The sequence below is a fragment of the Rhizobium sp. SJZ105 genome (genome assembly GCF_007828365.1).
In the GTDB taxonomy this organism is placed as follows: domain Bacteria; phylum Pseudomonadota; class Alphaproteobacteria; order Rhizobiales; family Rhizobiaceae; genus Agrobacterium; species Agrobacterium tumefaciens.
Window position 1 is genome coordinate 1,713,721 of sequence record NZ_VIUP01000001.1, and the last position, 13,098, is coordinate 1,726,818.

Consider the following 13,098-nt stretch of genomic DNA (forward strand, 5'->3'; position numbering starts at 1 on the left):
GCCATGCCGACACCCCTCATCGTTTCGGAAGTCTTCAAAAGCTTCACCATGCATCTTCGCGATGGCATCGAACTGCCTGTTGTCCGCGATGTCAGTTTCTCCGTGTCCGGCGGAGAATGTGTCGTGCTCGGCGGCCCGTCCGGCATCGGCAAAAGCTCGATCCTGAAAATGCTCTATGGCAATTATGCCATCGACAGCGGCCAGATTCTCATCCGCCACGAGGATCAGGTCATCGACATGGGCAGCGCCTCGCCGCGCACCATCCTCGAGATTCGCCATCGCACCATCGGGTATGTCAGCCAGTTTCTGCGCACCGTGCCGCGCGTTCCGGCGATCGACGTCGTCGCCGAGCCGCTTTTTGCGCGCAAGGTTGCCGCGGAAGAGGCCCGCGAGCAGGCAGCCGTTCTGCTTTCGAAACTCAACCTGCCGCGGGAATTGTGGTCGCTGCCGCCAGCAACCTTTTCCGGCGGCGAGCAGCAGCGCGTCAACATCGCACGCGGTTTCATCACCGATCACGCGATCCTGCTTCTCGATGAACCGACCGCATCCCTGGATGCCGCCAACCGACGGGTGGTCGTGGAGATGATCGCGGAAAAGAAGTGCAAAGGGACGGCCTTGCTCGGTATTTTCCATGACGAGGAAGTGCGGGAAGCCGTGGCCGATCGCGTTCTGGATGTCTCGCAATTCTCCCCCCGGAAGGCAGCGGCATGAGTGTGAAGGTCGGTCTCGAACCTGTTGTCCACGAAAGTGCCCGCGTCACCAATTCATCGATCGGCCGCTATACCGAAATTTCGGAACGCTGCCGCATCGAGGAAGTGGAGATGGGCGACTATTCCTATGTCATGCAGGACGGTGCGATCTGGTGCGCCACCATCGGCAAATTCGTCAACATCGCCGCATCCGTCCGCATCAACGCGACCAATCATCCGATGTCGCGCGCCACACTTCACCATTTCACCTACCGTGCCCGCAATTATTGGGACGACGCCGATGATGAAAATGACTTCTTCGCCGCCCGCCGCGCCAAGCGCGTGGTGATCGGCCACGATGTCTGGATCGGCCATGGCGCGACCATCCTGCCTGGCGTCACAATCGGAAACGGTGCGGTAATCGGGGCCGGCGCGGTCGTGTCGAAAGACGTTGCGCCCTATACCATCGTCGGCGGCGTACCCGCCCGGCTGATCAGGAACCGCTTCCCGGCGGACCTTGGCCAGCGCATGGACGATCTCAAATGGTGGGACTGGGACCACGCAACGCTGCGCGGCGCACTGGACGATTTCCGCACCCTCGCCGCCGAGGATTTCGTGGCGAAATACGCCGGGTAAAATCGCCCCACACCGAAGAAACTGCAGATTCCGGGGTCATGCTCCGGGGTCTCCCTAACCATGTCTGCGAGACACCCGCCGGCCTCAATCCGGTGGCACGACTACTAAAAGGTTCGCAGGCGACCACTCGCACGCCTTATCTGCGCATTCTGTAATATTTTCTTCATCAAACTGACATTCACGCTTCACGCACCGCTGTTAGGTCGAACCCCATCAGAAGAAGATTGGACGGGGAAATGAGCTTTCACCTGAAGCAAGTCACGCGCCGTTTCGGCAACCACACTGCGGTCGATTCCGTGAATGTGGAAATTCCGCAAGGCCAGATGGTTGGCGTGATTGGACGTTCTGGCGCAGGAAAGTCAACGCTGCTGCGCATGATCAACCGCCTCGTCGATCCCTCCTCGGGTTCCATTCATTTCAACGACACGGAAGTCTCTTCGTTGAAGGGTGCCGCCCTGCGCAACTGGCAGCGCGACTGCGCGATGATCTTCCAGCAGTTCAATCTGGTGCCACGTCTCGACGTGCTCACCAATGTCATGCTCGGCCGCCTGAACCACCGTTCGACCGTGCTCAGCCTGTTCAACATCTTCACGGATGAAGAGCGCCTGATGGCGATTGCCGCCCTCGAGCGGCTCGGCATCGAGCACGTAGCCATGCAGGCGGCGGGCACGCTTTCCGGCGGCCAGCAGCAGCGCGTCGCTATCGCCCGGGCACTAATGCAGTCTCCGAAGATGGTTCTCGCCGACGAGCCGATCGCCTCTCTCGATCCCCTGAACGCCAAGATCGTCATGGACGCCCTGCGCGACATCAACGAGCGTGAAGGCATCACCGTCATCACCAATCTGCATACGCTGGATACGGCGCGCAATTATTGCGAACGCATCATCGGCATGTCGCAGGGTCGAGTCGTTTTCGACGGAACACCCGCCGAACTGACGGCGGCGGCGGTCACGGAGATTTACGGCACGGATTCACACGGCGCCGGCATCGACGAGACCATGACCTCGACCAGCATCAATATTCCCGGCGCGCAGCTTGCCGCGCGTCCGGTTCAGCAATCTGCCGGTCCCGAACCGCTGGCTCTCGCCGGGCTCTGAGGAACCGCTCAGCATCGTTTGCGCCCGCGTCAAGGGCCGATACTTCACAACAAACTCCGGCTCGCCGGGAAAAAGGAGAAAGTCCATGTTGAAGAAAATCCTTCTTTCGGCAGTCGCCCTTGGCGTTCTGGCCGGTTCGGCCATGGCTCAGGACGTCAAGGTCCTGCGTATCGGTCTCGACGGTTCGGAAAATGAAGCCGACCAGATCCGCAACACGAAGTGCGTTGCCGATGGCCTCAAGGCTGCAACCGGCGTTTCCGAAGTTCAGGTTTTCCCGTCGCCGGACTATAACGGCGTTATCCAGGGCCTGCTCGGCGGCACCATCGACATTGCATCCATGGGCGCTTCTTCCTACGCCAAGATCGCCATTGCCGATCCCAAGGCCGTCGATCCGATCCTGACCTATACCGGCTCTGACGGTTCCAGCGGCTACTACACGATCATGGTTGCCCGCAAGGACAGCGGCATCAAGTCTCTGGCTGACGCCAAGGGCAAGAAGATCGGCTTCGCCGACCCTGACTCCACCTCCGGCTTCCTCGTCCCGAACGTATCGATCCCGAAGGAAACCGGCGTTCCGGTCAAGGAATATTTCTCCGAAACCGGCTTCGGCGGCGGCCATGAGAACCTCGTTCTCGCCGTTCTCGACAAAAAGTTCGACGTCGGCACGACATTCGGTTCGGGCGTCGGCAAGTGGGAAGAAGGCTACTCCGGCGGCAACCTTCACCAGATGGTCAAGAAGGGCAACCTCGACATGGACGATATCGTTCAGGTCTGGAAGTCCCCGCTGATCCCGAACGGTCCGCTTCTCGTTGCCAACAAGATCGGTGACAGCATGAAGCAGAAGGTCGAAGACTTCTTCATGGAACTGCCGAAGAAGGATCTCGCCTGCTTCCAGGGTTACACCCAGGGCAAGAACACTGCCTACATCAAGGTCGACCCGGCTTTCTACCAGACGATCATCGACGCCCGTAAGTCCGTTATCGGCGGCTGATCCTCAGATCATATCCGGAAGCGGCGGTGCCTTGCGGCATCGCCGCTTTTGCCAATAAAGGAAAGCGGCATGGCGACCACACTGCAACATGGTACCCTCACCCCCGAGGGATTGAGCGCATCGTCCCGAACAGTGATGCGTCATTATCAACAGCAGCTTAGGACACGGCGGATTTATACCGTTATGTCGCTCGTTATCTTCCTCATCGTCCTTGCCGCCTCACTGAATTTCGCCAATGAGGCCAATTCGGGCAAGTTCTTCGAGCGCCTGCCATATTTTTTCGACTTCATGAAAACATTCGTGCCGGATAGCCCGCTCGAGGTCTTCCGGGCGATGTTCGACCTGCCGTCGCCCTATGACAACGGTTCGCTGAAATACAACTATGTCGCGGATCGCGTTTACATCACCAACGGTTTCTACATACCGCATTTCATCTATCAGCTGATCATCACGCTCAACATCGCGCTGGTCTCGACGATAATAGGCACGACTTTCGCATTTGTGCTGTGCTTCTTTGCCTCCACCAACCTTATCGGTGCCGGCCTCGTGCGCTGGGTTGTACGCCGGGTAATGGAGATTCTGCGCGCCTTTCCGGAGATCGTCGTCGCGGGATTGCTGACTGCCATCTTATCGATCGGGCCGATCGCGGCGATCATCGCGATTTCCGTGCACACCATCGGGGCTCTGGGGAAGCTATTCTTCGAAGTCGTGGAAAATGCCGACATGAAGGCGGATGAAGGCCTGCGTGCCGCGGGTGCCAACTGGCTGGAGCGGGTTCGCTTTGCCATCGTGCCGCAGGTCCTGCCCAATTTCGTGTCCTATGCATTGCTGCGTGCCGAAATCAACGTACGCGCCTCGACCATCATCGGCGCCGTTGGTGGTGGCGGCATTGGCGAGGTCTTTCGGCTGTCGATCGGTAACGATCACGCTTCCAAGACCTATGCCATCATCATCCTGCTGCTGATCACCATCATCGCCGTAGACCAGTTTTCCAGCTGGTTGCGCCGCAGGCTGATTGGCCATCAATCCTTCGAATTCGGACGGGGAGCGGCCTGATGTCGTCCAGCTTCATTCTCAATACCGCAGACCGCGAGAGGCTGACGGCCGCACATCCCGCAATTTTCAATCGCGGCTTCATGCAGCGATACGGCTTGCTGACCGGTATTGTCGCCGTCCTCGTCTATCTCACCGCCTGCTTTTTCTTCTTCAATGTCGGCCCCGCTTTCATGCAGGGCCGATGGGATCGCGCTTCGAGCTACATTCAGGACTGGTATTCCTGGCGGGCCCAGCCACGCCTTCGTTTCGAAGACGGCAAGGTGAACCCGCAGTGGTCAAGCCGGATGCAATATCCCGCCGATGCGCCGATCGACTGGCTGCAACCCTTGCCGGATGGCGGCTACAGCGTCGTTTACGCGGGCACGCAAAACCGTCTCGACGTAACGCCGACCCGGGTGGACGTCTATGTGGACGGCAAGAACTATCCCGTCATCATCAATGGCGACAAGGCTCTGGCCCCTGAGGTCCTGCCGCAAGAGATCACGCAGGACGGCAACAAGGTTCTCGTGCATTACGGTTTTGCCGGACAGGCGGAAATCCGCACCAGCCAGGTTTACGTGCAGCGGCGGTTCCTCGGGTGGGCGAACTTCCTGTTCGATACCAAATCGGAATTCTGGGGCAAGGGCTACGGCGACCTTGCCGCACTGGCGCTGTGGGGGGAAAGGCTCGATCCCACGCGCTCCAACATCAGCCACATGGTCGATGATTTCCTCGACAATGGTGTCTGGCAGCACGCCGATATTCTTTCCAAGCTGATGCAGACGCTGGTGATGGCCTTTGTGGGCACGTTGTTCGGCACGCTCGTTGCCCTGCCGCTCGCTTTTCTCGCCGCACGCAATATCACCGCCAACAGGGCCGCCAACTGGGGCATGAAGCGTCTATTCGACTTCCTGCGCTCGATCGACATGCTGATCTGGGCGCTGTTTTTCACCCGCAGCTTCGGTCCGGGGCCGATCCCCGGGATTGCCGCGATCTTCTTCACCGATACCGGCGCGCTCGGCAAGGTCTATGCCGAGGCGCTGGAGAATGTTGACGACAAGCAGCGCGAGGGCGTCAAATCGGTTGGCGCTTCCCCCATCGCCGTCAATCGTTTCGGCGTGCTTCCGCAGGTCCTGCCGGTCTTCATTTCCCAGTCGCTTTATTTCTGGGAAAGCAACACCCGTTCAGCCACGATCATCGGTGCGGTTGGCGCTGGCGGCATCGGTTTGAAACTGCTGGAAGCGATGGGTACCAATGCCGACTGGGACAAGGTCGCTTATATGGTGCTGCTCATTCTCTTCGTGGTTTTCCTGTTCGACCACATCTCGAATTCCCTGCGGTCGCGCCTGATCGGGAAAACCCAGCATTAATTCATAAAGCGGGAGCGGGGTTTGGTTATCCCGCTTCCCGAGACGTGCGCAAAACCGGAACCTCTTTGCAAAGTCAGATACATCCCCTCAATGCGCCAGCATCCGTCTTCCGGACATTCGAGAGACACGCGGCGTTTCAAGCGCTTTTTTTCTTGGGGCATCATCATTCTGTCACGGAAAGCGATTACCTCGCACTCCTGACCTTGCGGGAAGCGGGCGAGTCACGCCAAATAGCTTTTCATCCAGGTTTTCCATGACACCGAAGAGTGCTTGCCGTGCGCTACGCCATCTATTTTTCTCCGGCTAAAGATCATCCACTGACTGAAGCGGCGTCGCGCTGGCTGGGACGCAATGCGTTTTCCGGCGCGCAACATGATGACCATGCCGCTTATGCGGAGATGACGGAGGAGCCGCGCCGTTACGGTTTCCACGCGACGCTGAAAGCCCCCTTCGAGCTTTCCGAAAAATACAGCGAAGCGGATCTCGTCGCCGCCCTCGAACAGTTTGCGGCCAGCCAGTCCGTCTTCGATATTCCGCGTGTTGTCATCGGCGCACTCGGGCCGTTTTTCGCGCTCGTTCCGGATCGCACCTACCAGCCGCTGCAGGATTTTGCCGCTGAGATCGTCGACCATTTCGACCGGTTTCGCGCCCCCCTGTCCGAAACCGACATTGCCCGCCGGCGCCCGCAAAACCTGACCGAAAGCCAGCGGCAAAATCTGTCGCTCTGGGGTTATCCGCATGTCATGGACGACTTCCGCTTTCATATGACGCTGACGGGCCGCATCGACGAAAGCGACGCGCCCGCTATCCAGGATGTGCTTTCGACCAAGTTTTCCGAGTTCGTCGACCGGCCTCTCACCATTTCCGGCCTCGCTTTGTTCGTTGAGGAAACGCGCGGCGCACCATTTACCGTTCATCGCTGGCACCCGCTTGGCCAGCCGCCAAAGAAAGATGCTGACCCATGACCGAGCATGCCCTTTCCAACGCCCGTATCGTTCTGGAAGACGATATTATTCTGGGATCCGTTCTGATCCGTGACGGCAAGATCGCCGATATCAGCGAAGGCGCCTCCAAGACCGGTGAGGATCTTGAAGGCGATTTCCTCATCCCGGGTCTGGTGGAACTGCACACCGACCATCTGGAACAGCACTATTCGCCGCGTCCCGGGGTTATCTGGGATAAGATCGCCGCCATTCAGGCTCACGATGCGCAGGTCGCGTCATCAGGCATTACCACTGTTTTCGACTGCCTGCGGCTCGGCTCCGACGAAGATGGCGGGTTCAAGAAGGGCGAGATGCGGGAAATGGCGGATGCCATTGAAACCGCTGCCGATCAGAACCGCCTGCGGGCAGATCACCTGCTGCACCTGCGCTGTGAAGTCGCCTCCGCCGATGTGCTCGAGCATTTCCAAGATTTTGAGACCGATCCGCGTGTGCGGCTGATTTCGATGATGGACCACTCCCCGGGGCAGCGCCAGTTCCAGTCGATGGATCAATATATCTTCTATTACCAGAAGAAGCGCGGACTGAGCGACGAGGCTTTCGCCGAGTTCGTCAGACGCCGGCAGACGGCATCGGCGGAGTTTTCTGCCAAGCACCGGGATTACCTGGCGGCCCGCTGCGCCGAGCGCGGCATAACCGTTGCAAGCCATGACGACGCTACAGAAGCGCATGTGGGCGAAGCGATCGGGCACGGCGTGAAACTCGCGGAGTTCCCCACCAGCGTCGAGGCGGCAAAGGCTTCGCACAGCGCCGGCATGAGCGTGCTGATGGGCGCACCGAACATCGTTCGCGGCAAGTCCCATTCCGGCAACATCGCCGCGCGTGATCTTGCCGAACTTGGCGTGCTGGATGTTCTCTCTTCCGACTATGTGCCGTTCAGCCTGCTTTACGCACCGTTCCTGCTCGCCGACCAGGTGGAAGCCATCACTCTGCCGGAAGCGTTGCGCATGGTTACCTCCACGCCGGCACGAACGGTGGGCCTTCGCGATCGCGGCAGCATCGCAACGGGATTGCGGGCCGATCTGGTCCGAGTTCACCGTGAGGACGGCGTTCCCGTCGCCCGCTCGGTCTGGCGTCAGGGCAAACGCGTGGCATGACCGGCAACGGACAGGATAGCCGGCTTGACGGCCAGACACTGGGTACTGTGCCCGGAACCATGATCGTAATTGTCGGCCCGAGTGGGGCCGGCAAGGACACGCTGATGGATTATGCGGCAGCGCAGCTGTCCGGGCGGCCGGGCTTTCATTTCACCCGCCGGGTCATTACCCGCAGCGGCGATGCCGGCGGCGAAAATCACGATGCCGTTTCCATGCACGAGTTCAACCGGCTGGAAGACGAAGGTGCTTTTGCCGTTTCCTGGCAGGCGCACGGGCTGAAATATGGCATTCCGGCCGCCGTCTATCGTCATCTTAATGCGGGAGACGTGGTCATCGCCAACGGCTCCCGCTCGGCCCTGCCCCAGTTCGGCACCGCCTTTGCGCGCCTCAAGGTCGTGAACATCGTTGCACGGCCGGACGTGCTGGCGAAGCGGCTGGAGCAGCGCGGGCGGGAAAGCCGGGAGGATATTCTCCGGCGGCTGGAACGCAGTTCGCTCACGGTCGTCGGAGATTTTGATGTGACGACCGTGGACAATAGCGGTTCCATGGAAGATGCGGGCAAAACCATCATGCAGGTGCTGGAGCAGAGCGCCTGCCGTCGCCACATTTAAACTCCATAGGCCGAACTGCTCGACAAATGGCTTCCCAACGCTTACCATCAGGCGACAATTTCCAAACATGGTACGCCAAGGCGAGGGATGCCTGAAAAGAGGGTCAGCGACGAGATAACAGTGGTGGCCGGTCTGGCCGCCGGCGTCGCCAATTATGCACGGTCGCGGGGCATCGATATTGCCCCCATCTGCAAGGCTCTCGATATCGATCCCGCCACTTTCGGCAGCGTGACGGAGCGCATCAGCCTCGACCGATTTTGCCGCCTGCTCGAGACATGTGCGTTGATTTCCGGCGACGACGCCTTTGGTTTGCAATGCGCGTCCACCTTTCCCGCCGGCGCATCCGGCGCATTCGGATATGGCCTGATCAGCGCGCCGACAGTGCGGGCTTTCCTGCGTTTTCTTCAGGATCACGTTTATTACGCGACCAATAACAGCAATTTCACCATGGTCACGGATGCCGCGCACGTAACCCTGTCGTGGTCCTTTGCGCCTGTCATCGCCAAACGCGATCAATATGTGGATTTGTCGCTGACAGCTCTGATCCAGCGCCTTCGCGATATTCTGGGGGAGCGCGTCAACCTGATCGAGATCGGTCTGGAACGGCCGAAACCGGTTAATATTCAGCTATTTAAAGAAAGAATGACCAAGCGCGTCAGCTTTTCGCAACCCATCCATACCATGCGTCTTCCCACATCACTTCTGGACGTGGTCAACCCAAATGCAGATGAGCGGCTGTTCGAGCTGATGAACTTGCAATGCCGGATGCTGCGGCCGGAGACATCGGCAGACGCCACGCATTTCATCGATCAGGTGAAGCGTTACATGCAGGTGCGGCTGTCGGATGCCGAGCTTTCGCTGAGCGAGATCGCCCCCTATTTCAACCTGTCGGAACGCAGTTTTCAAAGACGGCTTGCCGAGCTTGGGACTAATCTCAACGAGATAAAGGACGCCATTCGCAAGAATGCCGGCTTCAAGCTCCTCGTGGAAAGCGATCTTCCGGTTTCCGATATCAGCTACAGGCTCGGCTATTCCACGCCGGGTGCGTTTTCGCGTTCCGTTTCCCGCTGGTTCGGGGCAACGCCCACGGATATTCGCAAGACACACGCGCATCATTCCGCCGTATAGGGCGCATTCCCAGCATCAATATTCCATATATCCAAAATAAAATTAGGAAATATGTCGGCGTTCATTGGATTATGTATCGAAACATAACAATAAAAACGCAAAACTTGGCGTGAGATGTTATTCTCTTGAGATGGCAGACCGCCTAATAGAACGCCGCAATATGCCTTCGGGCATGACGGAAAATATTCCAAAGCTTTGAATTTTACATTGTTCTGGACAAGAACCGATTTCAGGTTTTTGGGAAGGACGATGCAGTCATTCTTTCATCGCCGAGGATATGCCCATGCCGGGACCGGCTGGCTGCGAGATCAGCCGCTTATTGCCTGGTTCCTGAGGCCACATCCGGCTTTGGGAAGGTCAATCTCTTTTGAGGCTGAAAGACTATGTCGTCAAAAACGCAGCATGAACGTCACCAGGCGCGTGAAATCGTCCTTTCGGATCGTGAGCGGCAATATCTGGGGCTCGTTGCGCGGGGCCGACATCCTTCTCACATTGCCTTGATAACGGGAGCGGACGAAGCGGATGTTAAAGATACTCTGGAACGGGTCCGCCTAAGGCTGGGTGCGGCCAATCTGCTGAATGCCGTCAGCATCGCCCTGCTGCGTGGACTGATCGAACAGGATATTTAGAGCTTCCCTCTCGCTCCAAAAGCTTACGCGATATCGTCCCCTTCCCGTAAGCCAAAACCGGATGTGTTGCTTTCTGCGCCAAAAACCCACCATTTCGATGGCGGGACGGCGGACCAAAAGGCGGGTCGGAAATGATTTCCGGCCTATCGGCGCAAATGCAAGGCAGCCATACACGGTTTACCCGGCGGACTTTCCGGTCCGCCGGGTTTTCATTTTCAGTTCCTCACAGCGACTGAATCTCGGCAAGAATATCGCTTTCGACGATGATACCGCTTTCCAGCGCCTGCCTTCGAATGCCCTGGCTTCGCCGACCGGGCAAACGCACGTTTTCCTGCTTCTCTATCTCTCCGGCGATAAGCGCCAGTCGCTCGGTAAAGGCCGCACCGCCCGACGATACGGGGTCTATGGCGATGATCGTATGGCCGAGAGAGGGTGGCGCACCCTTGTCGTCCAGAAGGGAAGAGGCCTCGAAGGCGAAGCTTCCACCGGTTAGCGCGGCGGCCATGATCTCCACCATCAGCGCCAGGGCAGCCCCCTTGGCCTCGCCCGCAGGCACCATCGTTCCGGCCAGGGCTTCTTCGGGATCGGTCGTGGGCCGGCCATTCATATCAAGCGCCCAGTCGCCCGGAATGGTTTCGCCCTTCTGGCGGGCCGCCATAATCTTTCCGCGCGCAACCTTGGAAAGCGCCAGATCGATCACCAGCGGATCTGCCTCGCCAACAGGGCTGGCGAACGCAATCGGATTGGTGCCATAGAGCGGTTTGGTGCCACCCCAAGGCGCCATGGATGCAGGCGCATTGGCGAACATCAGCGCCACGAGGCCCATTTCCGCGAAACGCTCGACTGTAAGTGCCATGACGCCTGCATGATGGGAGCGATGGATCGCGGCAAGCGCGATGCCCTGCTGCCGGGCCATGTCCGGCAACTCGTCTACGGCGCAGTCGATCGCGGGATAGGCGTAACCGTTGTTAGCGTCGATTGAAAGCACACCCGGTTTGACACGACTTGCCACCGGCCGCGCATTGCCATTGACCTTGCCAACCCGCGCCTGACGGACATAAACGGGGATACGCCGAAAACCGTGGCCGCCCTGGCCTGCAGCCTCGGATGCCACGAGCGCCTTCGCCACGGAGCGGGCGTTTTGCGGCAGAACGCCGTTACGCTCAAAGATAGAGGATACGAGATCCTCCGCCTCTGCGATTGAGAATTTCATTCCGGAATGCCTCTGCGTGTTAAGTCGACAAGACCTACACCATCGAAAACATTCGCGAAATGCAATTCAGGCCCAAATGGATATCTTATCGAGAATACCGGTTGGGCACGCATTCGCCCTTCGGCAGGGCGTCATGCCAGGCAAGAGCTTATTCCAGCAGAACCGCGACGTGGCCTTGGAATTGATCTAGCGGATGCTGATCGGCAAGGTGATTGTCTTATTTGCATCCGGTGGCGGCGCGGGCACGGGTGACGCGCTCTGGATCCAGGCCGCAATCTGCTGGTCGATGGAGGAATCACCAGTGGACTGCACCACACTGACACCGCTGATGGCGCCTGTATCGTTAACCCGGAACCGCACGGTCGCTGTCATCGCATCGCTGCGAAGCGAGCGGGGCTTACGCCTCTGGATATGCGAGCGAACCTTCGATCCCCATTTTGCCGGCGAGGCGGAGGATGAAGAGAAGAAACCGGCATTGTTGCGCGATGCCGCCGTCCGGTCGGATTGCTGTGTCTCGGCCTTGGCCGTTTCGCGCAGTTCCGATGCCTGTTGCGGTTTGGGGCGCTGGCGCTCGACCTTCTTCTTGTCGTCCGTTTCTTTCTTCTCCACCTTCTTTTCGACCGGCGGCGGCGGTGGCCGGATGACGGGCAAGGGAACCTCGACATTTTCGAGTTCCGCCATCATCTGTTCCTGCACGGGATCGATCGGCTCCACCGGTTCGGGAATTTCCTGCGGTTCGACGATCTCCTCGACCGGCGGTTCCGGCGGCTGCACGGGTTCCGGCGGCGGCGTTTCCACAACCGGCTCAGGCGGCGGCGGCTCCTCCGGGGTGACTTCCTCTACCGGCTGGCTGTTGTCGCTCTTTACCTCTTCGGCATCTTCAACGTCCTGCGCAGGCGTCGTTTCCTCGGTGTTGACGGCTTCCGGTATGGCCGCCATTTCGATCATGATTGCGGCAGGCGGCGGCCCGCCGGCATCCAGTTCCTCTGGTTCCTGCATCAGGTAATAGGCAAAACCCGCATGAACGCCCAGCATGAGCAGTGCTGCGGCGGACCACAACGCCGCTTCCCCTAGGCGGGAATGTCGGGACTGCGGGTAGCCGTTTTCAGTCATGGCGCGGTTCCTGGAACTGAAGGCGCGGCGGGCGAAACGGCACCGGCTGGCTGCGTTGCCGCAGCGGCATTTTCCAGCCCTACCAGAGCGATTTTCAGATATCCGGCATCGCGAAGCAGGTTCATGATTTCCATGAAGTGGCCATAGTCGACGGCTTTGTCGGCGCGCAGGAAAATTCGCGTATCTTTCTTGCCGCTCGTCTGCCGGTCGATCGCCGCTGCCAGGGCTTCGCGGGCAACCGCATCATTGCCGAGATTGAGCGACAGATCATCCTTGACGGTCAGATAAAGCGGCTCTTCCGGGCGCTCCGCCGGCTTGGCGGTGGATGCGGGCAGATCGACATTCACATCCACGGTCGCCAGCGGTGCAGCAACCATGAAGATGATGAGCAGAACCAACATCACGTCGATGAAAGGCGTGACGTTGATTTCGTGGTTTTCGGAGAGATCGTCTCCGCTATTTTCGCGAATACCGCCAGCCATGACCGA

Annotated in this window: 14 protein-coding genes; 11 read left to right on the forward strand and 3 right to left on the reverse strand. The window is 59.0% G+C overall.

Annotated elements, in window-relative coordinates:
- Positions 1–3 precede the first annotated feature (3 nt).
- From phnL to FB593_RS08745, 11 genes are all read left to right on the forward strand, one after another.
- Positions 4–711 (forward strand): phosphonate C-P lyase system protein PhnL, encoded by a 708-nt coding sequence (gene phnL, locus FB593_RS08695; protein ID WP_019564521.1) that lies wholly within the window; start codon positions 4–6, stop codon positions 709–711.
- Positions 708–1,325, forward strand: a complete 618-nt coding sequence (locus FB593_RS08700) for a DapH/DapD/GlmU-related protein (RefSeq protein ID WP_003514484.1) — start codon at positions 708–710, stop codon at positions 1,323–1,325. Before phnL ends, FB593_RS08700 begins: the two co-directional genes overlap by 4 nt.
- Before the next feature lie 236 nt (positions 1,326–1,561).
- The gene (gene phnC, locus FB593_RS08705) at positions 1,562–2,422 is read left to right on the forward strand and encodes a phosphonate ABC transporter ATP-binding protein (protein WP_003514481.1); all 861 of its coding nucleotides are present in this window, start codon (positions 1,562–1,564) and stop codon (positions 2,420–2,422) included.
- 85 nt (positions 2,423–2,507) lie between these two features.
- The gene (gene phnD / locus FB593_RS08710; protein WP_003514479.1) at positions 2,508–3,413 is read left to right on the forward strand and encodes a phosphonate ABC transporter substrate-binding protein; all 906 of its coding nucleotides are present in this window, start codon (positions 2,508–2,510) and stop codon (positions 3,411–3,413) included.
- Between the two features lie 69 nt (positions 3,414–3,482).
- The gene (phnE, locus tag FB593_RS08715; protein ID WP_013635271.1) at positions 3,483–4,469 is read left to right on the forward strand and encodes a phosphonate ABC transporter, permease protein PhnE; all 987 of its coding nucleotides are present in this window, start codon (positions 3,483–3,485) and stop codon (positions 4,467–4,469) included.
- Complete coding sequence (gene phnE, locus FB593_RS08720) at positions 4,469–5,818, forward strand: phosphonate ABC transporter, permease protein PhnE (RefSeq protein WP_025592096.1); 1,350 nt, start codon at positions 4,469–4,471, stop codon at positions 5,816–5,818. The genes phnE (FB593_RS08715) and phnE (FB593_RS08720) overlap by 1 nt, the downstream gene beginning before the upstream one ends.
- A 266-nt stretch (positions 5,819–6,084) precedes the next feature.
- On the forward strand, positions 6,085–6,783 hold the full coding sequence (locus tag FB593_RS08725; RefSeq protein WP_019564525.1) for a DUF1045 domain-containing protein: 699 nt from the start codon (positions 6,085–6,087) through the stop codon (positions 6,781–6,783).
- Positions 6,780–7,916 carry an alpha-D-ribose 1-methylphosphonate 5-triphosphate diphosphatase gene (locus FB593_RS08730; RefSeq protein ID WP_111799220.1) on the forward strand — a complete coding sequence of 379 codons (1,137 nt, stop codon included), beginning with the start codon at positions 6,780–6,782 and terminating at the stop codon, positions 7,914–7,916. The genes FB593_RS08725 and FB593_RS08730 overlap by 4 nt, the downstream gene beginning before the upstream one ends.
- Positions 7,913–8,527 carry a phosphonate metabolism protein/1,5-bisphosphokinase (PRPP-forming) PhnN gene (gene phnN / locus FB593_RS08735; protein ID WP_003514473.1) on the forward strand — a complete coding sequence of 205 codons (615 nt, stop codon included), beginning with the start codon at positions 7,913–7,915 and terminating at the stop codon, positions 8,525–8,527. Before FB593_RS08730 ends, phnN begins: the two co-directional genes overlap by 4 nt.
- 87 nt (positions 8,528–8,614) lie before the next feature.
- Positions 8,615–9,655, forward strand: coding sequence for an AraC family transcriptional regulator (locus FB593_RS08740; protein ID WP_112291037.1), 1,041 nt, complete (start codon positions 8,615–8,617; stop codon positions 9,653–9,655).
- 383 nt (positions 9,656–10,038) lie between these two features.
- Positions 10,039–10,284 (forward strand): LuxR C-terminal-related transcriptional regulator, encoded by a 246-nt coding sequence (locus FB593_RS08745; protein WP_003514469.1) that lies wholly within the window; start codon positions 10,039–10,041, stop codon positions 10,282–10,284.
- Positions 10,285–10,507: 223 nt separating this feature from the next.
- On the opposite strand, the gene FB593_RS08750 is transcribed toward FB593_RS08745, so the two are convergent.
- The 3 genes from FB593_RS08750 to exbD all read right to left on the reverse strand — a co-directional run bounded on the left by FB593_RS08750 (position 10,508) and on the right by exbD (position 13,092).
- A complete protein-coding gene (locus FB593_RS08750) occupies positions 10,508–11,497 on the reverse strand; it encodes an Ldh family oxidoreductase (protein ID WP_112291039.1) in 990 nt (329 codons plus the stop codon).
- Between the two features lie 186 nt (positions 11,498–11,683).
- Positions 11,684–12,610 carry a TonB family protein gene (locus tag FB593_RS08755; protein WP_038489418.1) on the reverse strand — a complete coding sequence of 309 codons (927 nt, stop codon included), beginning with the start codon at positions 12,608–12,610 and terminating at the stop codon, positions 11,684–11,686.
- Entirely contained in the window at positions 12,607–13,092 is a 486-nt protein-coding gene (exbD, locus tag FB593_RS08760; protein WP_113472992.1) for a TonB system transport protein ExbD, read from the reverse strand. Before exbD ends, FB593_RS08755 begins: the two co-directional genes overlap by 4 nt.
- Between the last annotated feature and the right edge of the window lie 6 nt (positions 13,093–13,098).